Source organism: Haladaptatus rarus, from assembly GCF_054177585.1.
On sequence record NZ_JBPEHG010000030.1, the window covers coordinates 1 to 24,975 of the forward strand.

The following is a 24,975-nucleotide window of genomic DNA, read 5'->3' on the forward strand; positions in this document are numbered from 1 at the left end:
TGCGTGCTCGCACCTGGTACCGAGAATTTCGTGAACTCGTCGTGAAATGTGTCGTTTACAACATCAAGCGAGCCGTGATACGGTGAAATCAAGCGCTGTATGGCGATTCACCAGAGCCCTATATGCCAAATTGAGCCGTCTCACTCGTTCAGCGAATGAATCGGCCTGATATTTGTAATAGCCATGAATTCTTTAATTCTATAATACGTACGCGCACCTAGACGGGAAGACCAGCGGTGTCGCTGGTGCGATACGGTCGCAACTCTTCGCATCCACGTTATCGATGCACTCCGTGAGCGTGTACTGGTCAGCGATTTGCGAAAGCGTTTGTTAACGTGTCTTCGAAAAGAGAGTTTGAACAGGGTTACTCCGGCAGTTCCTTACGACCAGTTTTCACGCATGGCCAGCACGGGAAATCCTCGAGACCCTCGCAGTCGCAGTTATCGGGTTCGGCATCGGCTTTGTCTTCGGATGGGAACGCATCGAGCGTCCCGTCTTCAGTCGCGTTTTCGACGGCGGCCATGTGTTTACAGAATGCGTTCCGGTGGGCGTGGTGTGAACACGTGCAGGCCATCAGTTCCTCGGTTACGTCGTCGATGGACACGGTGTACTGGTGGTCTGCAAGATTCTCGTGGCTCTCGTTGGTGACTTCGACGTTGAAGAAGAATTGTTCCCACTGGGCGCGTTTTGGTGCCGTCTCGGCAGTGTCACGGGGCGCGGATTGTTTTGTACTCATGGATTTCGGGAGTGTTCTTAGGGAAGAGTAGAAAACAGCAAGAACCGAGGAATAGCGTTATTACGCATCGAGAAAGTAGCCCGAGAGTTAATCTGTCTCCAGAACATGATTATATCCATGGTCTCGCTCGAGGTAGCCTTGCCTGACCGTATCGAGAGTGATATTGATCGCCTTGTCGAACAAGGTGATTTTCTGAATCGAGAACAAGCGATCGAAGAGCTTCTCACATTGGGGTTATCGGCCCAAGAGACTGGCGATGAATCCGAAGCGGAGTTGGATGGACATCTGTTTACAGATGCTGTCGATGAGCAACAAGATCCAGCCGACCAATACAACGATCCGCTCTAATCTTTATCTCAACAGATCAGCCAAGACTGCCTTCCATTTCGAGTTCGATGAGGCGGTTGAGTTCGACCGCGTATTCGATGGGGAGTTCCTCGGTGATGGGTTCGATGAACCCGCTCACGATCATCTGCTTCGCGTCGTCGTCGTCAAGGCCACGACTCTGGAGGTAGAAAACGTCCTCGTCGCCGATCTTCCCAACGGTCGCCTCGTGGGCGACATTGACGCGACTCTCATTGATTTCCATGTACGGCATGGTGTCCGACGTGGACTCGTTGTCGAACATCAGCGCGTCACACTCGACCGACGTTGACGAGTCCACAGCACCTTCGCTGATGTGGACGAGACCGCGGTAGTTCGTGCGACCGCCGTCCTTGCTGATAGATTTCGACTCGATAGTCGAGTTGGTGTTCGGCGCGTTGTGGTAGACCTTCGCGCCGGTGTCGATATTCTGACCCTCGCCCGCGAATGCGATGGAAATCTGATTCGCGGAGGCACCGCGGCCCTTGAGGATGGAACACGGATAGAGCATCGTTGCCTTCGATCCCATGCTGCCAGAGACCCATTCCATGCGGCCCCCGGCTTCGACGATGGCACGCTTGGTGTTGAGGTTGTATGTGTTCTTCGACCAGTTCTGTACGGTCGAGTACTGCACGTGAGCGTCCTCATCGACGAACACTTCGACGCCACCGGAATGGAGATTGTGGCTACCGTACTTCGGAGCGGAACAGCCCTCAATATAGTGGACTTCGCTGCCCTCTTCCGCGATGATGAGCGTGTGCTCGAACTGCCCCATCCCCTCGGAGTTCATGCGGAAGTACGCTTGCACCGGCATCTGCACTGTCACGCCCTCGGGGACGTAAACGAACGACCCGCCGGACCAGACCGCACCGTGAAGCGCCGCGAACTTGTTGTCGCTCGGGGGCACGCACTTTGTCATGAAGTACTCCCGGACGAGGTCTTCGTGCTCCTGGACTGCTTCGTCCATGTTGCAGAAGATGACGCCCTTCTCCTCCCACTGCTCCTGCATGTTCTGGTAGACGACCTCGGACTCGTACTGGGCACCGACGCCGGAGAGCGCGTTGCGTTCGGCCTCTGGAATACCGAGTTTCTCAAAGGTGTCCTTAATATCGTCCGGGAGGTCGTCCCAGCTGTCCGCCCCTTCACGCTTGTCGACGTCTGGGCGAATATAGGGAATAATCTCTTCGACATCAAGTTCTGTGAGGTCTGGCTGACCGGGCCAGTCCGTCGGCAGGGGCATGTTCTGGTAGTGTTCCAGTGCGCGGAGACGCCGCTGGAGCATCCATTCGGGTTCGTCCTTGTCCTCGCTGATGAGGCGGACGACTTCTTCAGTCAGCCCCTTGCCGGATGTGACTGCGGCCTGCTGTTCTTTCTTGAACCCGAATCGCTCTTCTGTATCTGTGTTGCGCAGGTGATCCTGATCTGAACTCATATTTAAAAGTGAGTGCTCTAGACTGATGAGGCTGGTGGGTAGGTTAACGATGGACAGCGAGTGTAAGTTGGGATCACCGAGGATCCGTTCCTTTCTGTCTTCATTTGATCAATTAGCCAATATTTTATTCTGGTTCGCGATCAACTACGTTCTTATGAGTGATGATCGACCTTCGGTTGAAGACCGAGCAGAAAGTGGCGAACTCGGTGAATTCGATCAGGCCCTCGAAAAACAGGACTATCCACTAACAGGAGATGAGTTAGTTTCCGCATTTGGCGACTATGAGGTCGAATCAGTCGACGGCACACAATCCATCGAAGAAGTGCTTGGTTCAGCCGACGAGAAAACGTACAACTCTGCAGATGAAGTCCGAAACGATGTACTAAATCAGCTAAACCGAGAAAAATAGAAAAACCGGTCTCGCAGCGTTGTCTGTTTTGATAATAGTTTTTAGTGCATGCCCGCGTCTTCAGGCGCGGGTCGAACGATAGGCCGGGCCGATTCACCGCCGCCGGTGGACAGGCCGGATATCCGTTCCCGGTACGTCTAAGCGTCTGTACTCCATGTTTTAAGGTGCTACTCCGGCGGAGAGAGTCATACCAGAGAACACACGTATGCCGATGACTCGGTCGGAGATGGGGCCTGTTTGACCGGGCCACAGCCCTATCACGGGAGTTAAACCGAGAGGTTTCTCCAGTATGCTGCTGGTTCCTGTGAAAGTGTGGGTTGAAACCTCGAAGGCTGCTGGCCGATATCCCATGGTGGGATTCCACGTTGTTTACGGCGTGGAGGAGGTCAAACTGCATCTGTAGTTGGATAGCAGTTTTCTGTTATAATGTTTTACCACGATCGCTTGCTCGGAAAGTCTATCGATTTGGATCTGTTAATCTCGGCCGTCCAGCTAACCGACATCTCGACGCCGGTGGGGAACGGCGCGGCTATTGAGAGATTCCACAGGGAGCCGTGCTCCTGCAAGGAGTTCCGTGAATAGTTCCAAAGCCACGGAAAGCCGTCAGCAGACGGCTTTTTTCAGTCATCGTCGCTCGGTTGTGGACTCGGGGTTCCCTGTTGTGCGCTGCTCATCCACCCGTCGATGTGTTCGGCAACGTAGTCTCGACCACCCCAGCCGAACGCCACACCTGCGCCGATGGCGATAGCGGCTGCGAGTCCCCATGCAAGGGCACGAGCGAACAGGTAGAGAATACTCACGTCGATACCCATTGTGTCAAGACCGATGACGATGGCGGTGAAGTACAGGAACAGTCGCGTCCCCGTGGCGAACCAGTTGGTGTACGCGGTGTGCGTTGCCGCTCGAGTTCGCATGATCGCGTCACCGATGAAATCAGCCACGACGAATCCCAAGACGATGACCAGCAGGCCGGCAATCAGTGCCGGAAGGTACGATACTGCGGTGGCAACCCACGTCGAAAGCGTCGCAATCGCGAGCACGTTTGCTGCGGCGAGGATCGCCAGTGCGTAGACGAACCACGCCGCGAGTTTACCGAACGCGCCCGACACTGCACTTTCCGTTCCACCGAACATCTGCCCGAGCGGCGTATCAAGAACCATTCTATCGAGTTCGATTCGATCCGCGATTCTGCGGACGACCGCCGCGACGGCACGGCCAATAATCCAACCGATGAGTAGGATGATGAGCGCCCCGACGAGACGCGGAAGCAATGCGATAAAGCCCGAGATAGGGTCTTGAAGCCATCCCGGAAGTCCACCGATTTGTAAGACCGAGCTAGTGATGATGTCGTTGTGTGTCATTGTTTGTTTTCCTCCACGCAATCACGTGGTTCACCGAAGAATTGGATTGTAGTCGGTTTGTTGTTGGCTGCCTAACTCGGGGCGGGAAATGAGTAACGATGAATGGACCTGCAGTCGTTTCACGGCCGATATTATCGGAGAAAGAGTAGAGAGTTCAGATTTGTAGTAAACAACAGACATTGGACACCAGGATTAGAGTGGCCAGAAAAGTCAACTATTCCAGAGACTACTGCCCTGTTTCCGCGTTGGGATACGAACCATTACCCTTAATCAAAGAATTAGTGTCAAGTTTCGTCGCGTCTGTAGTTCCCTCGAAGCACAGACAGCATGACCGATGTGGCGCCCAAGGTTGTGGCGACGAATAGGAGACTACCTGTTACGACGAATACTGCTTTAGCAAGGAGTCGACGGTCACTGTATTCACACGCTCAACGGTGTGATCTGAGTGAAAAACTGAAGCGGGGTTCGTTCGGCAGCTCTTTGCGGCCCGTCTTCACGCATGACCAGCACGGGAAGCCATTCAGGCCGTCACAATCACAGTCTTCGGCATCGTCTTCGTTGTCCTCGGAGGGGAACGCATCGAGCGTCCCGTAGTCGATGGAAACCACGTACTGGTGTGCTGCGGGGGTTTCGTGGCTCTGGTTAGTGACTTCGATGAGTCCGGGGGCATCAACGTCGTAGGCGAATTGTTCGGCCTGTGCGCGGTTCTGTGCCGTCTCAAACGATTCTGTAAGGAAAGTTTGTTCCTTAGTCATCAAACTCGGCTGTGGTAATCCTTTCGAGGAATTCGACACTGACATACCGATATTCAATGTCGTTTGTGAATCCATGGCTGGGAAGCAGTGATTCTGCAGCCCGTCCTGCTGGTTTGTCCGTGGTCAGCAAGACGATGGAATCTGCTTTGTCGGTGTCGAAGAGTTGTGCTGCGAGTCCGATAAGTGCAGTATCCGTCTTTTCGATTGTATCCTCAGGTCGATCCGTGTCGTTCGCGATAAATCGTCGAGCTGCATCCATCACTCGCGAAACTCGAGAATTTGTGTCGTCCAGTTCATCGGCAATTTCTATCCACCCTTCGTCTACTCCCTCTTGCCAACGACTGTTGCTCGATGGATACGCTTCGTCGTCGGGATCGCCACTGAGTTCTTCGTAGACCCGACGAGGGACGAGCAGCGAGACATCAGCTTGTCGGCCAGCGCGGCGAAGGCGTTGGTACTTCTGGTTGTCTGGGCCACCACACCGAACGAAGACACCCGTGTCTGCGATGTACGTCGTCATTCGTCGTCGGAGTGGGCACGGATGACCGGTTCGAGGGTCTGCAAGATGATCTCGGCTTCGAGTGGCGAAAGATCTTGTTCGCGAGCCAAGATTCGGTGATTGACGGTGCCATCCACGAACTCACGAGCGTACTCTAGGGCAGTTGCGAGGCCATCGATGCCATGCCGGTCAATGTAGACGTCGATATCCTCGTTTTCTGTGCGGCGTGCTGCAGCATCCACGAGTTCGTCCGTGATGGTTCGCGTCTCGCCGTTTGTCGTCAGTGTGAGCGAGAGCGGTTCGGCTTCGAATTCGTAAGGGCGGTTGTCTTCTTGTTTCGTCAGTAGTCCTGCAGCTTCGAGTGTTCGGACGTAGTCGTAGGCGGTCCCCTGTGGAACGTCCAGTTCAGTGACGAAGTCCGCGACAGTAGCGCCGTCAGAACGGAGTGCATAGGTGTAAATCCGCGCTAGTGTTGGGTTCTCCAGTAGTTCGACGACTGTTTGGAGTTGCGCAATTGGTATCGAATCGGTGGAGGCAGCAGACTGTGCCATCGTGGTTATGAATTATGCATAATTCGTAATAGCTCTTCTGCTTGGAGTGTCTTACAGTAGAACTGGTGTTACGGAGAGTTAGTATAAAATACTAACCTACGTGGGATCAATACGTGAAGTTGGAGCGATAGCAAGGACTCGTGGAGAAATCGATGGCCCGCGAAAATCTTCCTCGTATCTACTCGTTATCGCGAGAACTACTTAAACTAGAATTGGTTAGTGGCCGTCACCCTCCTCGACGCAAATTCTTCCGCCGCACTCACTACGGCAGTACTGTTCTGGGTTGCGGACGGTCGAACTCGTTGATAGAGTCGGTGTACTGGTGGTTTCGACGTTCTTTTGGTTCTCGTTGATGACTACAACGAATCCGGGGGCATGATATTGAAGGATTGGTCTACTGGAGAACCCCTCATTCGTGGTCGTTCCAGACTTCACCCACCCGATCATCTAATCGCTCAAGAACATAGTCCATTACGGCGACAAAATCGGCTGGGAAGTCTCGATCAACAGCATCTTCTGTACGTGCCTTCGGTGGTTGATGGAAGTGGCCTCGGGAATTATGTGGATTGTCGTGCCGATCCCACCGACACATCCACGCTGTTCCACCTCTCTCCTCACGATAGGTGATATTGAAATCACCGTTCGTGTAGACACGGATCTCGAATACAACTTGTTGAATTGTGTCAGGAAAGTACTGGAGATCGAACCACGCTACGACCGATTCCGGACGCTCATGCGGAAAGACAGAGACAGATTCAACGAGTGAGAGCGTACCCAATCGACGAGCAATGTGACGTAACAGTGTCTCATCGAGTATTTTCTCGGTATCGTCACTCATCGATTAGGCGGACGCTTGTGTGGTGTTGTCGTGGTTCTGTCGTGCTTGTTCGAGTTCTTCGATTCGCCGTCGAACGGTTTTCCACTCTTGCAACTCCGACCAGACATCCTCGACATCAGCATAGTTTGCATGATCAAGTGCATCCACGTGGTCGGGGCTCTCGGCATCGTATTTTTCGCGGTAGCGCCGCTCTTTTTCGATCTCCGTTTTCAATCGTTGTTCGAGTTCCTCCATCGGGAGTCCGCCTAACCGATGAATCCGCCGCCATCGGAAGTAATCCTCGTCGCGGACGAATTCATCCGGCGTCTCGTTGGTCTGTATCAGCATCCCGATTTCCGTGAACCACTGCAGGTAGTCTCGAGCGGTTTCCTTCGAGACATCTGCTCTCTCGGCAATCGCAGCAACTCGTGTTGGCTCATACAACTGCAGGGCAGTGGTGTACACCCGATCTCGTGTCGATTCGTTTTCCCACGTTTCGGTCCATTCCTCGGCGAGACTTGGCGGCGTAGGTGGGGTATCGTCTGAGGTCATATCCTATTCTTTGTGCTACTACAGCATATATCTTGCTTGCGCTTAAAATATTGAGTAGTGAATGTGGGTTATCGATTCTCGCGATGTTACTGGCCGTCGCCCTCTTCGATGCGAATTGCACCGCCGCACTCACCACAGCAGTACTGTTCCGGGTTGCGCACTGTTTTCGAGCGTCGATAGCGGGCAATCCGACCGTCACAGTCCTCGCAGATGAGCCACCACTTTGGCGTGGTGAAGCGTTCGCAGTGTTGCGAAGTATCAAGGGCGTCCGTCCACCGGGTGAACGTCGAACCGTGATCCGCGTCGCCGAACTCGTAATACTGCCAGGCGTGAATGAGTTCGTGCCGGACGGTGGAACTGAATTGTTCCCACCCGTGGTGTTCGTAAGCCGTCCAGGTCAGCGCAATCGTGATTGCCTCTGTTGCAGGGTCGTACTTGGTGACCCCTGCCTGTCGCTGCGCTCGGTGTGAAACCTCCCAATTGATCGTTTCGACCGGCAGGTCAGAGAAGTGCTCGGCGGCGACGTTCGTTGCGTGGCATTGCGCGCAATCTGGCAGCTACATCCACTCCAATAACATGTCTACATAATTGCCACACAGAGGAATTTCGACAATTCAGAAGCGCACACTGATTGGAAATATAAGATGTTTTATATATTAGTTTCTAGCCTAAGAGCCATACATAATAAAATTGTCTCAAGGTATGAGTTGCAACTACCATCCTCCGTAATGTATAATTAGCTACATTTATGGGCGAGAGTATTGGTGTCTAATAGGGGGATTTGATGCCAGAAATAGAATTCGGGAGTCACGAATGGTGGGAAAACTATAAGGAAACCGTCAATAGCGATCCAGAAATGGCTGTACGCGGCCACGACAAGTTCGACGATAACTTCTACCTCGAAATCGGGGATGACCGATTCCTTATCGAAATGGATAACGGCACGATTACCCAGATCAAGCCGAATCCGACGTTGAACGACCAATGGGCATTCGGCGTTGAGGGAGATCGAGAGACATGGGAAGAATTCATTCAAGAGATGCCGCCCGCGTTCAATCACGAAATCATTGCGTCGCACTACCGGACAGCTGTCCGCAATGAGGACGGTCATCTCCAATTAACAGGCAACAATAAGAAAATTTTCCAGAACCTGCGCGCGTTCCAGCGCACACTCGATTTACTGCGCGTCGCAAACAATAATGGGGGGAGCTAATATGACAGATACAGAAACGACTGAACCAATCACAGGAAAGTACGTACACACCGAGATCGGAGGTGTCGATCACCGAATCTATTACGAGGAAAACGGGCCGGAAGACGGAATTCCACTACTCTGCCAGCATACAGCAGGGAACAATTGCCAGGAGTGGCGACATCTACTGACGGATGACGAGATTACCGATCAATTCCGCGTAATCGCTCACGACCTTCCATATCATGGCAAATCAGTTCCACCGGCATCACAATCATGGTGGGAAGACGATTACACGTTGACTGCTGAGCAGTTCACTGAAACGCTCGTCGCGCTTGCCGACGCTCTCGAGTTGGAGGATCCAATCTATATGGGGTCGTCGATGGGCGGCAACATCACACTAGAATTGGCAGATTGGTATCCTGACCGTTTCCGTGCGTTGATCGGGTTAGAATGTGGTGCATATAGCCCGGGATTCTATATCGACTGGCTCGACCATTCAGCGGTTAACACGACGGAGGTCAATGCCTATTCGTGCTGGGGTTTAATGGCACCACAAAGTCCTGAACAGCAGAAACGAGAGACAATGTATCTCTACGAACAGGGCGCAAACGGTGTGTTCAAAGGTGATCTGTATTATTACTCGGTCGACCACGACTACCGCGACAAACTCGATCAAGTAAACGCCGAGGAGTGTCCACTCTACATAGTCAACGGTGAATACGACTATCTCACGACTCCGGACGATGGGAGAGAAACAGCGGATGGCGTAGGGGACGGAGCGATTGCGATGGAAATGGCGAAGGTCGGCCATTTCCCAATGAGTGAACATCCCGTGCTGTTTAATGCCTATCTCAAAGAAATTCTCGACCATATCACCGGTGAGCGTGAGACCAAACTTCCAGACACGATTACGCCAGACGACGTCGGTCTTGAACTCCAACCACCGGCACCAGCACGTGAACAGTCCTTAGAGTAAATACCTCCTATATGTATTTTGTTCAATTTTTCATCTCTCATATACTCGGTGAGCGTTCGCTGGTTGGCGATATCAGAGAACGTCAATTGGCGTGCCATGGATAAAAAGACTGAAGCAGTGGTTAGTTCGGCAATTCCTTCCGTCCCGTTCGCACGCATGGCCAGCATGGGAAACCACCGAGGCCATCACAGTCACAGTCTTCGTGTTCGGCATCGTCGTTCCCGGACGGGAACGCATCGAGCGTCCCGTCGTCAGTTGCGTTTTCGACGGCGGCCATGTGTTTGCAGAAGGCGTTGCGGTGAACGTGATGCGGGCAGGTGCATGCCATTAGTTCCTCAGTCACGTCGTCGATGGAGACGGTGTACTGGTGTGCTGCGGGATTTTCGTGGCTCTCGTTGGTGACGTCGATGAGTCCGGGGGCATCGACGTCGAAGGAAAACTGTTCCCACTGTGCGCGTTTCTGTGCCGTCTCGTCAGCTTCAAGTTCACTAGGCGATTTCGTTGACATGGTCTTTCCACGTAGGTTTTGGAAGACCGGTGCCGGGTGTTGCAAGCACCCGGCGCGTTTCTACACACGCCCGAGGGCACCGTTCTTCCTACTTATTCCTTATACGGCATAGGTAATAAAACCACCGTATTCCTTATAAGGAATAAGCTTATGTCATGCGGAAATGAAAGAGTGAGTATGACAGAAGACGATGAGAGGCCGCGCAATGAGAGCGGGGAATATGTCCAAGAACACACTGAAGAGGCTGTCTTAGAGGTCATGCAGCCGCTCGAACCCTACATGACGAGCGAGATCGCGGACGAGCTTGGATGGTCGCGACGGTCGGCGTATAACGTTCTCACTCGACTGCATGAGGACAACGAGATTCGGAAGAAGAAGCCCGAAGCTCGTCGGGTGATCTGGATACGACCGGAATAGCGGTCATTCGTTGGTATGAGTGATCGCTATCTGGTGGAGGATTGAATTGATAAGCTAGAATCTCAATTACTTTTGAAATACTAACATCACAAAACATATGCCAGTATAGTGGAATGGATTGGAATATGCGTTCAACCTTCAGAATCTACTCTACGGAGGGAATTGATGGCTGAGAACGTCATCGCGGACTATGTCTCCCCGAGCAAGGAGATTCAAGCGTCTGATGGAACCATAGACCCAGCTGGCTTACTCGACGAGGTTTCGCTCTACAACCTCTATGACAAGCGTGATTCGCCCGAACAGGACGCAGAGCGAATCCTCGAAATCACATACCCAACCGAGACACTCACATCCATCATAAAGAATACCGCTCGCAAGCTCGACGGAGACGTTGACTTCTCGGAGGGCAGTCAGATTGTCGGTGGTGGGTACGGAAGTGGGAAAAGTCACATCGAACTCGTCGTATATCATCTGTTCAACTCTCCCGACCTCGGACAACGTTGGCTTGACCAACGTGGTATCGACGTGGAGCTCCCGAACGAGACGCGGACAGCGGCGCTCCAGATGTTCAACTTGGACAAGAACTACAACCGCTTGTCCGAGGCTGTTGGCGATTACCTCGGTATCGATCAGTGGGCCGAAGGTACCGACCTGCCACAGGTTCACGAGATCAGGGACACACTTGAAGACAAGCCAACACTCATCCTCATCGACGAGCTTGAGCGGTGGTTCGGCATGGCCAACCGCGCCGAGTACCAAGACGACAATCTTGCGTTCCTACAGAATTTGCTCGAAGCGGCTGGCCGTGACGATACCCCTCTGAGTGTTTTCGTCTCACTACTCTACAACGACGAGGAGGTGCAAGCGATTACTCAGCGGACGAACCCATTTACTCACGACCTCTCGTCCCGGCGTGACGAGAAAATCGACTTTATCCTCCACCGACTCATCAGATCTGTCGACGACGCAAACGGCGTCGCCGCTCTAGCGAAAGAATACACCGACGTCTATCGGCAGAACGACCAGATACAACTCGACGACTACCACGACATGCAGGAGCGAATCGAGCGGTACTACCCGTTCCACCCGCTCTTGCTGAACCTCCTGATGGAGAAGTACTCCGAACAGCGCATCAGTTCGGACGCACGCGGTCTGCTTCGCTTCCTCACCGAGATTCTCCGAGATAACTTCTCAGAGGTAGACTTCATCCTCTCTGGAGACGTGGACGTGTTCTCCTACACCGACCGCTTCCAATATATTGACGGCGAGTTGGTCGGGAAATACGTCAGCGACTACCATCGGCTCCAGAAGCCCGACGAGACGTTTGAGGAATTCCATGAAGAACTTCTCAACATTGTTCTACTCCACAGTCTTGCCCGCGCTGGAGAGGAGGGAGCGAACAAGCGTCAGATGTTGATGGGCATAATGCGGAAAGGGGTCAACGCCCACCGAATCATTCAGGTGTTTACTGAGGAGGTCTACGGTCACGCGTGGCACATTCACCGCATCAATGGCGAGTATGCCTTCGACGTCGACGAGAACCCGGCGGCACGAATCGAGAAAAAGGCGCAGGATATTCACAAGCACGACGCGATTCATCGCGTCGAGTCGCTCATCCGCGAGGATCTCTTTGGCGGCCATAACAACGTCCACATCATCGACCCGGTCAACACCAAACAGAACATTCCCGACAACAAGGCACTGAAGGTTGTCGTCTCGCTTGGCGCGAAGCGGAGTTACGACGAAGACTTCGAGGAACTCACAACAGGGCAGAGCAGGGAGTACAACAACACACTCGTCCTCGTCACACCCGAGAAGCGGTCGAGCGTCGATACGAATACGGGAATCATCGAACTCGCCCGGAAAGTCATCGCTGGAGAACAGCTCAAGCGTGAAGAAGACGTTCTCCCAGAAGGGTTCGACGAAATTCACGACCAGAACTACCAGAGTCTTCGAGACCGCGTGCGCGACAAGTACGGCACAGTCCACACGTCGACAGAGCGCGGTCTGTTCCCCCAAGAACTCCCTACCAGTGGGAACCTCGATTTCTACGCAGCGACCGTTAAAGTTGTCGAACCAGACAGCAGTCAACTTCGTTCGGAAGTTAAGAACATTGTTAAGGGGGCTGGAGCGAAGGGAATCCAGTACGAACACCTCAAGAACGACTTCTACCGCAATCCGAAGTTCACAACGCTAACCAGTGAAGACGACCTCGAAGACGCCATCGACTCGCTCTGCCGTGATGGCGTCATCGAGGTTGGGAACTATTTCGAGGAACGCGTCAGGAGTCTCGGGAGCGACACAAGTCTCGTCCACGAGCAGTACATTGAAGAAGAGGAAGACGACGAGGACGAGTCGACCATCACCATCGACATGTCCGGTTCGTCGTCGACCAGTCCATCGCCAAAACCCTCGAAAGCCAGTAACGGTGGTACCGGGGCAACGGGGTCGACGACTGAGACCGGGGCCCGCACTCTGGACAAGAGTCCGACCGCATTCGACTGTCCGCAGTGCGGCGCCGAGTTGGAAGGTTCGGAATGTAGTGAGTGTGGCTTCGAGTTCAGCGCGAGCGACGTTCGAGAAGGCAAGATCTCCGTTGAAGGGCTCGATGCGGAGGAAATGCTCAATGTGTTCGGTATCGAGGAAGAGAGCGGGCCGAAGATCCGTCCGCACCCGATTATGGGGACGATTGATGCCGACAACAAGCCAGACGTCATTGACACGCTGGAACGCGAACTCGGGTTGGAATGGGTCATCCACGAAGCAGAGGTTACCGTGGATGGAACGTTGACCGCCGACGAACTCTCGGAATACGGTATCAGCGCGAGTGCCCTCGACCAGTGCGTCTCGCTCGAAGAGACGTTCACCATCACACCCGATGACCCGATGAACAAGCAGTCGTTCCTCGGTCTCGTGATGGACTTGAACGTTCCAGAACACGCTTCGCTCTCGGTTAAACTGAAGGTGAACAAAGGTGAGTAACGGACTCTACGGACGGACGGAATTCGACGCGCTCCTGACTGAGGAGAACATCTTTGATGGCGTCTTCGAGTGCCTCCGCCGAATCTGGGGTACAGAGGATGCACTTGGTGAGCGCGAACTCGGAGGGTCAGAGTATCAGACTCGACTCCTTGAACGCGAACTCGCCAAGCTGTACCCACCACTCTACGACGAGCTAGCCGAGCAGATGGGTGACCACCCAATCACGTCGCTCGAAGACGGTTGTGGTATCATTATGGACGCGCTCAGCCTCCGCGAAGGATTCCGTCTCGAACAGGAACTCGCGGAGGAACACGGCTGGGACGTGTCGCTCACGTGGGCACCTATCGAACGCCTCCCGAGTGAGACGCAGTTCATCTGCCGAGAATGGTTCGACGCGCACAGTCCGTCGGCGGTCAACCGCGACGACTACCGCTACATCGGCGATCTCGATGTACCACAGTTACCCGATACGTCGCCGGAGTACGTTTGGACACGACACCCCGACAAACGCCTCGAAGCGGCGCTCCAGGGGAACTATTCGACTGAGGAGGTTGAAGACATCTACGAGGACGCTAAGGGCCTTCTGGAGGACATCGTCCATGAGAGCGTCCACACTGAGTTCCTCGTAACGAGCGACCACGGGTATGTGAACCACCTCGGAACCTCTCCGTACACGCTCTCCGACAAGTTGGAGGAATCGCTGAAGGGCAAGTTCAGTAGCCGCTTCACCGATATCTCGAACAGCCAAGCGTTCCAACTGCTCGAACGTGCGAACATTATTCACAGGGTAGATGACCACTACGTTCTACGCGGTCACTACAAATGGACGAAGCGAGGCGCGACGAAGAAAATCATGCACGGCGGGTTCAGTCTCCCCGAGTGTATGACCCCGGTACTGCATATCAACACCAACGCAACTAGAGGTAACTGAAAATGGAAACTTGGGACAAACTCCCTCTCAGCTTGATGGACAAGTTGGCCGAGAAAGAAACGTATCGACGCGATGTCTACCGACCGATATACTCGCTTCACAAGTGGTGGGCACGCCGGCCCGGCTCAACATTCCGGTGTTTGGGTCTCGCGGCGCTGACCGACGACACTATCACCAAGGACGATATCCTAACTGAGCGGAATAGCGGGAGTCACGACGGTCTCTACATCGACTCGTACGACGAGCGAATCAATCCGAACGACGAGCATATTGATCGCGACGTGACCGTCCTTGACCCTTTCGGTGGTGGTGGGACGACGCTGGTCGAACTCAATCGACTCGGTGCAGACGTTATCGGGTACGAACTCAACCCCGTTGCGTGGTGGACTGAGAAGAAGTCGATGGACGACGTGAACCTTGATGTCCTCAAACAGGAGTTCGACCGAATTCTCGGAGAAACACGCGAGGAACTCGGAGAGTACTATACTACCGTCGACCCGGAGACAGAGCAGGAATGTGAAGTTCTCTACTATTTCCAGTCACAGCGGATTCCCTGCCTAACCTGCGAGGAAGAGGTACAACTCTTTCCCAAGTACCAGCTAGCAAAGACTATGAAGACACGGGCAGGAGCGCTCTTCTGCCCGAATCAGAACTGCGACGACCGTATCATCGAACTTAAAAACCGAAGCAAGGGCCTGGATGAGGGAACAAATGTCACGATGGATAACGGCGAGACGGTCATCATCTCTGAAGACGGAAACGAAGTGTGTCCGAATTGCGGTCATGAGTTTGACCCGAACGATGGAACGTACGGTTACGGAAAGTATACCTGTACAAACGGACACAAACACGATGTCAAGGAAACACTACAACGGCTTGATGAGAAGCCAACATTTGAACGCTTTGCGCTTCAATACGCAACCCCTCGCGGCAACAAGCGAATCAAAGGATTCGGGGAAGAGGACGCTAAACGCGTCAAGAATGCAGAAGAGCATCTGGCTGAGAAACATTCTGGACTACCGATTCCAGAGCAGAAGATACCAAGTGGGGACAAGACTGACGCCCTGCTGAATTACAACTATGAGCGTTTCAATGAATTGTTTACGAAACGCCATCTGCTCACCTTCGGTCTGCTGTTCGAGAAGGCGCTTGAAGTAAAAGACCAAAAGTTCACAGACGCTGACGCAACCAACATCTCTGAACTGTTGGTGACGACAATATCTGCGTCTCTGGAGTACAATTCAAAACTCTGCCGCTGGCATCCTGGTAATTCTAAGGGAATCAGTGTATTCGAGCGCCATGCGTACAGTCCCAAGGTACAGCCGGTTGAGCCTAATCCACTCAATATCGCGGGGAATATCTCCTCTCTGAAAAATTTCTTCGACAAGGTTTACGACGCCAAAGAATACTGTGAGCGTCCCTTTGAGAAGGTAAAGAACAGGAAGAAAGGAGATGTGGAGCAGTTCTATATTGAGCGCGAGTCGATTTCTGAAGACAGAGTATCGGGGCTGAACTGTAAGACCTCGGAACGGATGGATGAGGACGACAAGTCCGTTGACTTGGTCATCACAGACCCACCATACTACGACAACGTCCAGTACTCGGAACTCTCCGACTACTTCTACGTCTGGCTCCGAGAGTCCCTCAAAGATGATTACGACGAGTTCAGGCCCGAACTTGTGCCGAAGGCGAGAGAAATTGTCGCCAATAACAGTGCGAACAAGGACGAAGAGTTTTTCGTCGAATCGCTAGCGAATGTCTTCTCGGAGTGCAACCGCGTTCTGAAAGACGACGGCGAGATGGTGTTCACCTACCACCACAACGAGAACGAAGCGTGGTCGGTGATACTGGAAGCACTTGTCCGAAGTGGATTCACTATCACTGGCGCGTATCCGGTTCAATCGGAGATGCCAAACAACCCACACATCTCCGAACTCGACAATGCGGAGTACGACATCCTCATCTACGCCAACAAGGAGCGCGTTGACGAAGAGCTCACACTAAGCGGCCTTCGGAAGAACCTCTTCTTCGAGCTACAAGACCTCGCTGCAGAGGAACGCGAACGGCACGATGACCTGGCAAAGGCCGACCTTGGTGTTATCCTCCGTGGCAAATGTATGTACTACTACTCGAAGCACTATCCCAACGTTTACTCCGACGATGAGGAGGTCGGCATCAATGAGGCCCTCGATACGGTCGACTCCGTCATCGAGCAAGTTCTCGAAGGATCTGTGAACCTCCCGTCGAGCATCGACTCACTCACGCAGGCATACGCCGCCTTCTGCCAGCGAGGGGATGAGTCCTTCGACGACCTGAACAAGACCCTGCTCGGGAAGAATCTCAACGTCAATGACCTCGAAGACGAAAAACTCGTGAAGGGGCCACGCGACAAGAAGGAACCCATCGCCGCCGACGAGCGAATTCACTTCATCGAACGGAAGCTCAGCAAGAGCGGAAAAGATAGTGAGGCCCTACTGGACATCGACAAGGTGCAGTACCTCTATTATCTGTACAAGACCGACCAGAACACGATGGAGTACCTCAAGGACTGGAAGAGTGACGACCGGCAGGAACTCGCCGAGTTCATGTCCGAGGTGACCGGGGACGAGCGCTACGAACACGTGATGGAGATGAACCTCAGCCAATTCTAACCATGCTTCACCCAGGATACAACCTCGTGACGGAATCGGTGGCTGAGACCGAGAACGAGCTGGCAGCGTTGGAGTTTTTCAGGCGGGTCGCTGCCGACGAGAACGTGGAGACACCAGTCTCGGTTACTGGACTCGACGACCTGCTATACGATGCTGCCGAAGACGAACGGGAGTTGATTCTCAGCGACCTTCGGCAAACGCTTCGAAAGAGCCGGTCGTTCGGGCCGATGGATGCTGTGCAATTTATCCTCGATGGTCGGTTCGTCGACGATCTAGAGTTCCGCGTCCGAATCGAACGGAGTGGGGATGGAGTTTATCTCGATATCGGCCAGATGTTCGTTGAGGAACCCCAACCGATGAGTGGAACTCACGCAGTCGCTCGGAAGTAAGGTACTTTCGGGGTTTGAATCCTCGGGAGGGATTGGACTAAGCGAGCCAAATAATCGCGTTCTAAAAGCAGTTTGTCACATCATGAAGGAAGTTATCAAAGCTGGACTTCTAACGCTCGTCCTCCAAAACACCGGCATAGTGCTTCCGGTTATCTTGGCACTCGTTGTGTACATCAGCCTTTGGCTGAAGAACGTATCCCTCCGTTCTTTGCTCGCTGCCCATTGAGTGTCTGCTATACCTGATAACAGTCGTAGAGCTTCGTTTGAAGTTCTTAGAGAAGATCTTCCATCATAGGTATCGCCCACTCACCTCCTCCTTCACCCCAAATCTTTGGTGAACCATCGTCGGCTTGTCGAACTAATCGGACCTCTTTCTCCTCCGTCTCTTCGTTTCCGAATCGTTCGATGTGGATCTCGACAGTAATGTCCGTAGCAGCGGGGGCGTCGTCGATAACATCTATTAAGTTGAATGATTCCAGTCTAATGTTATCGAATTGATACGACACAAGCCGGGGATCCTCAGCTCCACCATCACTTCCACGGAAATAATTCGCCATATGTCCGTAGTTCTCCACTTTCCACTTAGATAGCAGCTCAACGAGAGCACGTTCTGGAGTACCTTTATCATATTCCTCCGGATCTCCGTCTACGGGGATGTCCTGACCAATACCAATTATCCTCGGCCCCCACTCGTCCATACGTTTCTCGGCTTTTTGTTTTTCCTCGTTAGGCTCAAGAGCTTCTTCTAACGTTGGGTCTGAATCCTTTTCAGCAACGGTGGGTTCGTCTTGTCTTGCTTTTCGTGCCCATTCTCCAACCGCAAAAAGCAGGTTCCACGTCTTAGCTGCAACTAGTTTGTTGTCGTAGTTTATGTCCATTCCGTGCATGATCCCATTCCGATATGGGAGTTCGATTTCCTCCGTCCGAGTTTTCTGCCGACCTTTTTTTAGAATCTCGTTCTTTAATTGCTCCAATCCGGTGCTGTGCCCGGCGATTGAATCCCAAGCTTCGTGATTGGCTTCTTCAGCAGTGAGGCTTCGACTTTCACCGTAAACATCCACATAGACTTGTTGAGCTAATCCATCCAATAGCGCTAGAACTACTGGAATGCAAGCGTGATAGCGTTCTTCGTTATAGTCCTCTAGTGCCTTCAACGTGAGATCTAATCTCGACTGTGTTTCTCGATATTCGACTTCGCCTCCATCGTGATCGAATGGATCTTTCTTCTCAAGAAATGGGTCAATCTCTTTTAGCCAGGTTATCTGGTGCCGAATTGTTTCATCATCGTAGTAATTGGCCAACTCCTTTTCAGCTGCTTCTAAATCCCCGCTTTCAGCTAATTCAATAGCCGATTTTGCTACTTCTGCATTTATTCGGTCGTAACAGACCCACCCATACTCTACGAAATAATAATTGAATTTGTCAGGGAGACCCAATATTATCTCTCCATTCTTCTTTATGTCCTCAAATTCTTGGAAGGCATTCTCGATATTTTGAGTATTAATGTTCAGAATTAATAGGAGTGGTTCGATATTCGAGAATCGGGATTTAAACTGATCAAATGTCTGAATGTCCTCTTTTAATTCCTGTAGAGACGGAATGTCACTAATTGTGTTACTAGACATGATTAGAGATATAACTAGGAGTTACTTGATAATAAGCTTAGACCATCTTTTAATCCGGTCGTAAAGGATTCTATTATGAAGATTCATTAATTCTCCAAACATTGGTATGGGAAATGGATCGAACTACTGCGAAAGATCTCGTGGCTGAAGCACTTGATAAGCTCTACTACCACGATTCATTCCTTTTAGAACACGATGTCCATGAACGTACCATCGTCCACAAGTTCGCTGATTATCTTCAGACAGAACTGGATCGTCTAGGGCTCGACAACGATATCGTCGTAGATTGTGAGTATAACCGGGAAGGACACGGTGACATAAAATTGCTCCCAGAACCCGACGAGGACAACGAAGAGGACGCTATTTATCCAGATGTTATCGTCCATAGCCGAGGGAATCATGATAAAAATTTACTAGTAATTGAGGTAAAGAAGGGATCTAATACCCAAAATGTCGATAGTGATAAATTACGACTTGAAATCTTAACGAACGATGGATACGATGAGCGCTATAACTATAATCAGGGCCTATTCTTGATGTTTCCCGTTGGAGAGGAATGGGAAGACGAGGCAGAAACAACTTGGCATCCGAAATCTGACGAAGGACCCTCAGAAAGGACATGAACGCTTAATTGTAGTGGACAGAATGACGAACGATTTGGAATTTGCTGAGTACTGTTAGAGAAGACCAATATTAATCTCAATATTGACTGTATCCTTCGCGTTAGCGACGGCAATGAGAATCGCAACTGCCACCATGAAGACAGCAGCGATACCGAGCATAATCGTCAGGGTGAATGGTTCGGTCATCGTTGTAGATAACTTGAGTGCGGAGAACAATTTATGTATCCCGAGAAGGCACCTTCACAAGAGTATAAATAAATGTCCGAAGAAAATCGCTCGAGTGGTGGGCCGAAGTCGTTAGCTCTCTCGACCGCTGAAAAAGAATATTTATCAAATGGAACTGTAGGAGGTTATCGGAAGTCACGTCTTCAAAACCGAGCAAACTCGAAAGCTATAGCCCTTCCAGAGCGGTTTTCACGACTTGTAGACGATGCCGATCTGATTTCTAAGTCTGATTACCTGGACGACGAAATTAAGCGACAGCTTTGGGAAGGTCTTCTACAAGAGACGACCCCGGATTACATTGAAACGCCAGAGAAAAGGCCACTTCAACTATCCACAAAAGTGCGACCTCAAACACCGGTTCAAGATATTGGTCGATATATTGGAGGGTTTGCTCACGATGTTTTACGTTTCCCATCAGAAGTAGAGTATGAAGAATTATTGGCCCACGTTATCTTTGGATTTGTCAAGGGAGTATACATAGATACCTTGATTGCGGGCCGCGTTGATCAGCACGGGATTGATGTCGAAACTGAACAAATTTTGGAGCGAGTTCAATCTCTTGCAGTAAATATGGAAGAACAGCGAATGAGTATGTCTGATCAAAGAGAGAAAGCACACCTGCATTCTCAAAAATGGGAGGAAACCCGTAATCAGGTTCGAAGAGTGATTCGTAGAATTTTATCTGAAGAAGAACTGATTGATTCTCCTCAATCTCTAAGAGAGCGGTTAAAAGAAAGACAAGGAGATGAAGACAGTCTACAAAAAGACGAAAACGAAGCTAAAGGCGATGAAGGGGATCTTCTAACCGCTGAAAAACTGCACGAGAAAATGAAGAATTCTTCTAGAGATATCGAAGAGAAAACGATGTGGCATCTAATGGACGCTGAAACAGAATCCGATGATATCCCTGGAACGTTTGGCGCGACTACTGCATTTCAACAGAAGTATAATGTAGATGAATTCGATATTGACGAGTTTGTATCTCATGAGCGGGTTTTGAATATTTTCACTACTCGACGAATCCCAGGGAGGGTAGGTTTAGATTTATGGTTGGAATCAGATAGCTCCAAGCTAAAATCGCACCGGTGGCGAGGGGTTGAAGCTATTGATGTTTTCAAGACAATATATGAACAGAACGGTGGGTCTTCAGCAGAAATAGCGAAAGAAATTGGCAGCCGTAGCCAAAAAACCAGCCTGGTAACTCGGATAGCTCGTGACCTGGCAGGGGATGAGCAATATCCTGATCGAGAGGTTTGGGATCAACTACCCGTTGTTCAAGGAAAACCGAAGGAATGGCAATTGACCTCCTACGGTGAGATTTTAGGATATTACCAGTTTGACCATGATCACTGGTCAATTGATGCGATACCAAATTCGATTATTTATCAGGGGATAGAAGATCTACTTAAAGCAAAGGTTCTACCGAGCAAACGAGGAATTAGAGATCAGTAATACTAACATATATAAACCATATATTTATATGATGCAAAACTGTTGATGGAGGGGCAACTAGTCCCGTAATACAACCCGAGAGACCTAGCAATCACGCCCACAATCCCCAGTCGGGATAGCGACTTTCAACGTGGTCGTGAGCGTATTCCCGAGACCAAAGGCGCTCCGTAAAACCCGTTCGAGCTCTCCAATAAGACTGCTGATTATCCTGATAAAGTATACACAGATACATAAGTTTTTAGGAAGGAACTAGTATAGGAATATAGAAGTAATTCTTGATACTTCGAGCCTTTATTCGGCATATAAAAATTTAGATTTATTTATTAATATATTAATGATTGAAACTATACGCTTTCTTGAAGTAGCAGTTGCTACAGTGAGTACATATATGGCAGCAATTAGTGCAGGCATTGCGGCTGGTATCGCTGGTAACGCGTTGTACGATATCGGAAGAAAATCAGCAAGTAAGTATAAGGAGATACTGCGTACAGAAGATTTTTCTGGCTCTATAGCAAGTTTAGGACAGGAATTTGAAAATTCTCTGAAAGATACTCTCGTAGAAAAGTTGTCTGAAGATGGCAAAATTACCCCCTCTGACGTAGAAAAGAATTGGGATGAAATCACTGGCGAAATTAATTCGATAGACTCTCTTTTCGCCACTAAAGAAGATGCAATAGTTAGGATAACAGAAGGTGTGATTAAGGGATCGGGATACTCTTTAGATAACAATTCTGACCTGCGGGGGGAAATCGAAATCTCTGTTGCTCGGGCATATAGGACTTCAGTGACACATTTCCTCAATCAGATACAAGATGAAGAACTTGAGCAGATTTTTGTCAACGAATCTCATATCCGAGTTAATGAAGCGGTAAATAAGATAGATACCCGGCTTCTCCGCGTCGAATCAAGAATTATCCAGAGAAGAGATGCAGAGATTAGGAATGAAGGATTTGATAGATTAGACCCCCTTTACTTTCGGCGGAAAAAGGCCTCATCCCCTGAAATTGCGTGGCGTAGAGGCTTCGAACCAATAGAAGTAGAATCTGGTTACGCTCTTGAACGTGAGCGACCCGAAGGACAAACAGCGGGTCGAAAAAGAGTGACAAAAGAGATAATAGACTATTTACAAAACGGAGGCAGCTTAGTCTTATTAGGTAGCCCAGGATCTGGAAAGAGTACCATCTGTAAGCAAGTGGCGTGTGAGTGGCATGATTTAAATCCAGGTAATGTATTTTATCGAAGAAGTGGATCAGCAGCGCCGTTAAAAAATCCTGGAACAATAATCGAGGCAGTAGCCGCGGCTGATGGAAATGTCCTCATCGTTGTAGAAGACGCAGTAGATGAGGATGCTTCAGTCCTATTTGAGTTGCTTAAAGAATTTAAAAATGAACAAGAGGTTTCATTCTTGTTGGATTCTCGCCAAAGTCAGTGGGAAGAATCGAATAATACTCTTGCAGGACCCGGCTTAGAAAATCTTCGTGCCAGTTTAGAAACAGTAGAAGTACCTGATTTAGATGTCGAAGAGTGCCGTCGAATCATTGACCATTTTGAAAAGGTAACTGGTCAGAGCGTACAGCAGTCGGCTGATATCCTTTTTGAAGAGGTTCGTAGTGCAGATTATGGAGGTCCTTTACTTCTTGCCTATATGTTGACTGGGCCTATAAGTGGCGATATTTCATCGAGCCGAGGTATATCTGCTTTCGAATTTGATGTACAACAATCACTCACACGATTAGAAGAAGCCGATGAGATACACGGAACAGAGATTAAAATCCGCCACCAAGTAAGTTTATTGATTAATGTACTAAATGCGTCAAGGTTGCCAGTTTCGAAGGAGTTCATATTTCTACTAGGGAATGATTCAGAAAGCCATTGGGAAATAGATGAAATTTTGGGTTATTTCGAGGGATGGTTAGTTGTTGAAAGTGAAGATGATAGTCGATATCGGACTTTTCATGAGCGATGGTCCACCCTGTATCTATCCTATTATTACGAACAATATGGTATCCGAGCAATAAGAACATTTGAGGAGTGCATTAGTACGCTATTTGACTTTTTCGATAATCCAGATTCTTCAGACTACATCAAAGAATGGATCGTAGGGGATTTTCAGTGGATAACCGAAATAAAATCACATCCACAAGAATATGTGGATTTATTTCTGACAAGTATCGGTCAAATTGCTTCGAGAAGACCAGAGTTAGCCCCTCTATTTTTGAATTCAAATATTTCGACACCTAATTCTGCCTCGGGGTGGGGTAAATTCCTTTGGTATAATTCAACCGGGCTGTCTGCGGTATACAGCAGTAGATATCCGACCGCTGAGACTGAATTTGAAAACGCCCTACAGGTAATTTCATCCTCATCAGATAGCGTAGAAGAAAATATGAAGAAAAGATCTGTCGTGTTAGAAAATCTTGGTACTGCGAAACGAAAACAGGGTAAGCTCCGTGATAGTTGGGAGGATCATAAAGAAAGTCTTGAGATATCAGAAGAATTGGAAGACAACATAGGAATAGCTGAGAGCCTCAATAATTTAGGCGCCATAGAAATATCAAAGAATAATTTAGAATATGCCGAGTTTTTATTAGGGGAAAGTTTAGAACTAAAGAAAGAGGTTGGCGATATGGCGCTGCTTCCTGCTACTCTCGATAATTTGGGCCTAATCGAGCGGCAACAGGGTAATCTTGGAGATTCGGAAGAGTATCTTAGAGAATCTCTTGAAATTGAGAGGGAGATCGGAGAGGAAAACGGAATTGCAAAATCCCTAAATAACCTTGGTATGACACTTAAACAACAAGGTGAACTGAAATCAGCAGAAGAGTGTCACAAAGAGGCCTTAAAGATATTCGATAATATTGACAATAGCCAAGGTGTTGCAACAACAAAGGGAAATATAGGGCTGGTAGATTATGAAAGAGGGAATCCAAATTCATGCTTAAACACGCTATCCGAAGTGTATGATGCATTTGTAGAAATAGGCGCGATCGATAAGGCTCTCGATTCAGCTAAAAATATAGTTCTCATTAATAAAGAAGCAGGTAATAACCAGAAAGCTATTGAGTGGTGTGAGATTGGGGAAAAGTTAGCATCAAATCATGGCCAACTTCAAAAATCAGAAATATTCCAAACCCTTAAGAAGAAGGACTGAACAAAATGGCTCGTTCATCCTATTAGCTTATCCCGAGGTCCGGATAATCATAATAGCGACAAACTATTCCTCTTCCATCATTTCCTAACCCACTATGTTCTTGCGACAAATATAACCGTCCTCACATAAACAGGAGATGGGGAACTTTCGTGTTTATATCATATAGGCGCAGACTCAGCCAGACCTTCCCCTTATTGTCTCCCTTGAACAAGAGAGCTACAACTTCGTGGCTATCATCAAGTCGCCATATTTGGAAAACGCTCATGTGTAGCACATTGTTGATTTCAGAGAGTCGCTTTGACAGCGTGTTTGAGTGCTTCTCGACCGGGTTTTCTGAAGAGTTCGCTGCGTAGCTGAAAGGCGCGGAGATACTGT

At 50.1% G+C, this 24,975-nt stretch carries 25 protein-coding genes and 1 pseudogene; 13 read left to right on the forward strand and 13 right to left on the reverse strand.

Going from position 1 to position 24,975, the window contains the following annotated elements; translation table 11 throughout:
• Nucleotides 1-364 precede the first annotated feature (364 nt).
• Complete coding sequence (locus ACR3FE_RS27000) at nt 365-736, reverse strand: SWIM zinc finger family protein (protein WP_458210948.1); 372 nt, start codon at nt 734-736, stop codon at nt 365-367.
• A gap of 117 nt (nt 737-853) precedes the next feature.
• On the opposite strand from ACR3FE_RS27000, the gene ACR3FE_RS27005 reads away from it, so the two are divergent.
• Nucleotides 854-1,084: a ribbon-helix-helix domain-containing protein gene (locus ACR3FE_RS27005; RefSeq protein WP_458210949.1), complete on the forward strand. Its 231-nt coding sequence runs from the start codon at nt 854-856 to the stop codon at nt 1,082-1,084.
• A 16-nt stretch (nt 1,085-1,100) separates the two neighbouring features.
• Here the strand turns inward: ACR3FE_RS27005 and sufB are convergent, their stop codons facing one another.
• Complete coding sequence (sufB, locus tag ACR3FE_RS27010; RefSeq protein ID WP_458210950.1) at nt 1,101-2,531, reverse strand: Fe-S cluster assembly protein SufB; 1,431 nt, start codon at nt 2,529-2,531, stop codon at nt 1,101-1,103.
• Between the two features lie 154 nt (nt 2,532-2,685).
• On the opposite strand from sufB, the gene ACR3FE_RS27015 reads away from it, so the two are divergent.
• On the forward strand, nt 2,686-2,940 hold the full coding sequence (locus ACR3FE_RS27015; RefSeq protein WP_458210951.1) for a DUF5789 family protein: 255 nt from the start codon (nt 2,686-2,688) through the stop codon (nt 2,938-2,940).
• 620 nt (nt 2,941-3,560) lie between these two features.
• Here ACR3FE_RS27015 and ACR3FE_RS27020 read toward each other — a convergent pair.
• From ACR3FE_RS27020 to ACR3FE_RS27050, 7 genes are all read right to left on the reverse strand, one after another.
• Nucleotides 3,561-4,301, reverse strand: a complete 741-nt coding sequence (locus tag ACR3FE_RS27020; protein ID WP_458210952.1) for a mechanosensitive ion channel family protein — start codon at nt 4,299-4,301, stop codon at nt 3,561-3,563.
• A gap of 428 nt (nt 4,302-4,729) precedes the next feature.
• The gene (locus tag ACR3FE_RS27025) at nt 4,730-5,056 is read right to left on the reverse strand and encodes a hypothetical protein (protein ID WP_458210953.1); all 327 of its coding nucleotides are present in this window, start codon (nt 5,054-5,056) and stop codon (nt 4,730-4,732) included.
• Nucleotides 5,049-5,576: a PIN domain-containing protein gene (locus ACR3FE_RS27030; RefSeq protein WP_458210954.1), complete on the reverse strand. Its 528-nt coding sequence runs from the start codon at nt 5,574-5,576 to the stop codon at nt 5,049-5,051. Before ACR3FE_RS27030 ends, ACR3FE_RS27025 begins: the two co-directional genes overlap by 8 nt.
• Nucleotides 5,573-6,106, reverse strand: a complete 534-nt coding sequence (locus ACR3FE_RS27035) for a DUF7437 domain-containing protein (RefSeq protein ID WP_458210955.1) — start codon at nt 6,104-6,106, stop codon at nt 5,573-5,575. The genes ACR3FE_RS27030 and ACR3FE_RS27035 overlap by 4 nt, the downstream gene beginning before the upstream one ends.
• Nucleotides 6,107-6,515: 409 nt before the next feature.
• A complete protein-coding gene (locus ACR3FE_RS27040; protein ID WP_458210956.1) occupies nt 6,516-6,944 on the reverse strand; it encodes a toxin-antitoxin system TumE family protein in 429 nt (142 codons plus the stop codon).
• Nucleotides 6,945-6,947: 3 nt separating this feature from the next.
• The gene (locus tag ACR3FE_RS27045) at nt 6,948-7,475 is read right to left on the reverse strand and encodes a DUF7342 family protein (protein WP_458210957.1); all 528 of its coding nucleotides are present in this window, start codon (nt 7,473-7,475) and stop codon (nt 6,948-6,950) included.
• Between the two features lie 86 nt (nt 7,476-7,561).
• The gene (locus ACR3FE_RS27050) at nt 7,562-8,032 is read right to left on the reverse strand and encodes a SprT-like domain-containing protein (protein WP_458210970.1); all 471 of its coding nucleotides are present in this window, start codon (nt 8,030-8,032) and stop codon (nt 7,562-7,564) included.
• A 227-nt stretch (nt 8,033-8,259) separates the two neighbouring features.
• Between ACR3FE_RS27050 and ACR3FE_RS27055 the strand changes: the two genes are divergently transcribed.
• Both ACR3FE_RS27055 and ACR3FE_RS27060 read left to right on the forward strand, forming a co-directional pair.
• Nucleotides 8,260-8,688 carry a hypothetical protein gene (locus ACR3FE_RS27055; RefSeq protein ID WP_458210958.1) on the forward strand — a complete coding sequence of 143 codons (429 nt, stop codon included), beginning with the start codon at nt 8,260-8,262 and terminating at the stop codon, nt 8,686-8,688.
• A gap of 1 nt (nt 8,689) precedes the next feature.
• Nucleotides 8,690-9,646, forward strand: coding sequence for an alpha/beta fold hydrolase (locus tag ACR3FE_RS27060; RefSeq protein WP_458210959.1), 957 nt, complete (start codon nt 8,690-8,692; stop codon nt 9,644-9,646).
• 121 nt (nt 9,647-9,767) lie between these two features.
• On the opposite strand, the gene ACR3FE_RS27065 is transcribed toward ACR3FE_RS27060, so the two are convergent.
• Complete coding sequence (locus ACR3FE_RS27065) at nt 9,768-10,154, reverse strand: SWIM zinc finger family protein (protein ID WP_458210960.1); 387 nt, start codon at nt 10,152-10,154, stop codon at nt 9,768-9,770.
• A 177-nt stretch (nt 10,155-10,331) separates the two neighbouring features.
• Between ACR3FE_RS27065 and ACR3FE_RS27070 the strand changes: the two genes are divergently transcribed.
• The 6 genes and pseudogenes from ACR3FE_RS27070 (at nt 10,332) to ACR3FE_RS27095 (ending at nt 17,524) form a co-directional block, all read left to right on the forward strand.
• Entirely contained in the window at nt 10,332-10,571 is a 240-nt protein-coding gene (locus ACR3FE_RS27070; protein ID WP_458210961.1) for a hypothetical protein, read from the forward strand.
• A 165-nt stretch (nt 10,572-10,736) separates the two neighbouring features.
• Complete coding sequence (locus ACR3FE_RS27075) at nt 10,737-13,553, forward strand: DUF499 domain-containing protein (RefSeq protein WP_458210962.1); 2,817 nt, start codon at nt 10,737-10,739, stop codon at nt 13,551-13,553.
• Complete coding sequence (locus tag ACR3FE_RS27080; RefSeq protein WP_458210963.1) at nt 13,546-14,484, forward strand: PglZ domain-containing protein; 939 nt, start codon at nt 13,546-13,548, stop codon at nt 14,482-14,484. Before ACR3FE_RS27075 ends, ACR3FE_RS27080 begins: the two co-directional genes overlap by 8 nt.
• A 2-nt stretch (nt 14,485-14,486) precedes the next feature.
• Nucleotides 14,487-14,654 (forward strand): annotated as a pseudogene (locus tag ACR3FE_RS27085) (DUF1156 domain-containing protein); the annotation flags it as partial.
• Nucleotides 14,655-14,885: 231 nt separating this feature from the next.
• On the forward strand, nt 14,886-17,135 hold the full coding sequence (locus ACR3FE_RS27090) for a DNA methyltransferase (RefSeq protein WP_458210971.1): 2,250 nt from the start codon (nt 14,886-14,888) through the stop codon (nt 17,133-17,135).
• A 2-nt stretch (nt 17,136-17,137) separates the two neighbouring features.
• Nucleotides 17,138-17,524 carry a DUF8076 family protein gene (locus ACR3FE_RS27095; protein ID WP_458210964.1) on the forward strand — a complete coding sequence of 129 codons (387 nt, stop codon included), beginning with the start codon at nt 17,138-17,140 and terminating at the stop codon, nt 17,522-17,524.
• Nucleotides 17,525-17,796: 272 nt separating this feature from the next.
• Here ACR3FE_RS27095 and ACR3FE_RS27100 read toward each other — a convergent pair whose 3' ends face one another.
• Nucleotides 17,797-19,149, reverse strand: coding sequence for a hypothetical protein (locus tag ACR3FE_RS27100; protein WP_458210965.1), 1,353 nt, complete (start codon nt 19,147-19,149; stop codon nt 17,797-17,799).
• 113 nt (nt 19,150-19,262) lie between these two features.
• Between ACR3FE_RS27100 and ACR3FE_RS27105 the strand changes: the two genes are divergently transcribed.
• Nucleotides 19,263-19,772: a hypothetical protein gene (locus ACR3FE_RS27105; RefSeq protein WP_458210966.1), complete on the forward strand. Its 510-nt coding sequence runs from the start codon at nt 19,263-19,265 to the stop codon at nt 19,770-19,772.
• Nucleotides 19,773-19,826: 54 nt separating this feature from the next.
• Here the strand turns inward: ACR3FE_RS27105 and ACR3FE_RS27110 are convergent, their stop codons facing one another.
• Nucleotides 19,827-19,958, reverse strand: a complete 132-nt coding sequence (locus tag ACR3FE_RS27110; protein ID WP_458210967.1) for a hypothetical protein — start codon at nt 19,956-19,958, stop codon at nt 19,827-19,829.
• A gap of 72 nt (nt 19,959-20,030) precedes the next feature.
• Here ACR3FE_RS27110 and ACR3FE_RS27115 point away from each other — a divergent pair, with 72 nt between their 5' ends.
• Nucleotides 20,031-21,449, forward strand: coding sequence for a hypothetical protein (locus tag ACR3FE_RS27115; protein WP_458210968.1), 1,419 nt, complete (start codon nt 20,031-20,033; stop codon nt 21,447-21,449).
• Between the two features lie 334 nt (nt 21,450-21,783).
• Complete coding sequence (locus tag ACR3FE_RS27120; RefSeq protein ID WP_458210969.1) at nt 21,784-24,600, forward strand: tetratricopeptide repeat protein; 2,817 nt, start codon at nt 21,784-21,786, stop codon at nt 24,598-24,600.
• A 121-nt stretch (nt 24,601-24,721) separates the two neighbouring features.
• On the opposite strand, the gene ACR3FE_RS27125 is transcribed toward ACR3FE_RS27120, so the two are convergent.
• The coding region (locus ACR3FE_RS27125; RefSeq protein WP_458210972.1) for a hypothetical protein at nt 24,722-24,975 on the reverse strand (254 nt) is incomplete at its 5' end.

Coding starts and splice junctions, on each gene's coding strand:
- ACR3FE_RS27000 (WP_458210948.1), bottom strand. CDS start 736: ATGAGTACAAAACAATCCGCGCCCCGTGACACTGCCGAGACGGCACCA.
- ACR3FE_RS27005 (WP_458210949.1), top strand. CDS start 854: ATGGTCTCGCTCGAGGTAGCCTTGCCTGACCGTATCGAGAGTGATATT.
- sufB (WP_458210950.1), bottom strand. CDS start 2,531: ATGAGTTCAGATCAGGATCACCTGCGCAACACAGATACAGAAGAGCGA.
- ACR3FE_RS27015 (WP_458210951.1), top strand. CDS start 2,686: ATGAGTGATGATCGACCTTCGGTTGAAGACCGAGCAGAAAGTGGCGAA.
- ACR3FE_RS27020 (WP_458210952.1), bottom strand. CDS start 4,301: ATGACACACAACGACATCATCACTAGCTCGGTCTTACAAATCGGTGGA.
- ACR3FE_RS27025 (WP_458210953.1), bottom strand. CDS start 5,056: ATGACTAAGGAACAAACTTTCCTTACAGAATCGTTTGAGACGGCACAG.
- ACR3FE_RS27030 (WP_458210954.1), bottom strand. CDS start 5,576: ATGACGACGTACATCGCAGACACGGGTGTCTTCGTTCGGTGTGGTGGC.
- ACR3FE_RS27035 (WP_458210955.1), bottom strand. CDS start 6,106: ATGGCACAGTCTGCTGCCTCCACCGATTCGATACCAATTGCGCAACTC.
- ACR3FE_RS27040 (WP_458210956.1), bottom strand. CDS start 6,944: ATGAGTGACGATACCGAGAAAATACTCGATGAGACACTGTTACGTCAC.
- ACR3FE_RS27045 (WP_458210957.1), bottom strand. CDS start 7,475: ATGACCTCAGACGATACCCCACCTACGCCGCCAAGTCTCGCCGAGGAA.
- ACR3FE_RS27055 (WP_458210958.1), top strand. CDS start 8,260: ATGCCAGAAATAGAATTCGGGAGTCACGAATGGTGGGAAAACTATAAG.
- ACR3FE_RS27060 (WP_458210959.1), top strand. CDS start 8,690: ATGACAGATACAGAAACGACTGAACCAATCACAGGAAAGTACGTACAC.
- ACR3FE_RS27065 (WP_458210960.1), bottom strand. CDS start 10,154: ATGTCAACGAAATCGCCTAGTGAACTTGAAGCTGACGAGACGGCACAG.
- ACR3FE_RS27070 (WP_458210961.1), top strand. CDS start 10,332: ATGACAGAAGACGATGAGAGGCCGCGCAATGAGAGCGGGGAATATGTC.
- ACR3FE_RS27075 (WP_458210962.1), top strand. CDS start 10,737: ATGGCTGAGAACGTCATCGCGGACTATGTCTCCCCGAGCAAGGAGATT.
- ACR3FE_RS27090 (WP_458210971.1), top strand. CDS start 14,886: ATGGACGACGTGAACCTTGATGTCCTCAAACAGGAGTTCGACCGAATT.
- ACR3FE_RS27095 (WP_458210964.1), top strand. CDS start 17,138: ATGCTTCACCCAGGATACAACCTCGTGACGGAATCGGTGGCTGAGACC.
- ACR3FE_RS27100 (WP_458210965.1), bottom strand. CDS start 19,149: ATGTCTAGTAACACAATTAGTGACATTCCGTCTCTACAGGAATTAAAA.
- ACR3FE_RS27105 (WP_458210966.1), top strand. CDS start 19,263: ATGGATCGAACTACTGCGAAAGATCTCGTGGCTGAAGCACTTGATAAG.
- ACR3FE_RS27110 (WP_458210967.1), bottom strand. CDS start 19,958: ATGACCGAACCATTCACCCTGACGATTATGCTCGGTATCGCTGCTGTC.
- ACR3FE_RS27115 (WP_458210968.1), top strand. CDS start 20,031: ATGTCCGAAGAAAATCGCTCGAGTGGTGGGCCGAAGTCGTTAGCTCTC.
- ACR3FE_RS27120 (WP_458210969.1), top strand. CDS start 21,784: ATGATTGAAACTATACGCTTTCTTGAAGTAGCAGTTGCTACAGTGAGT.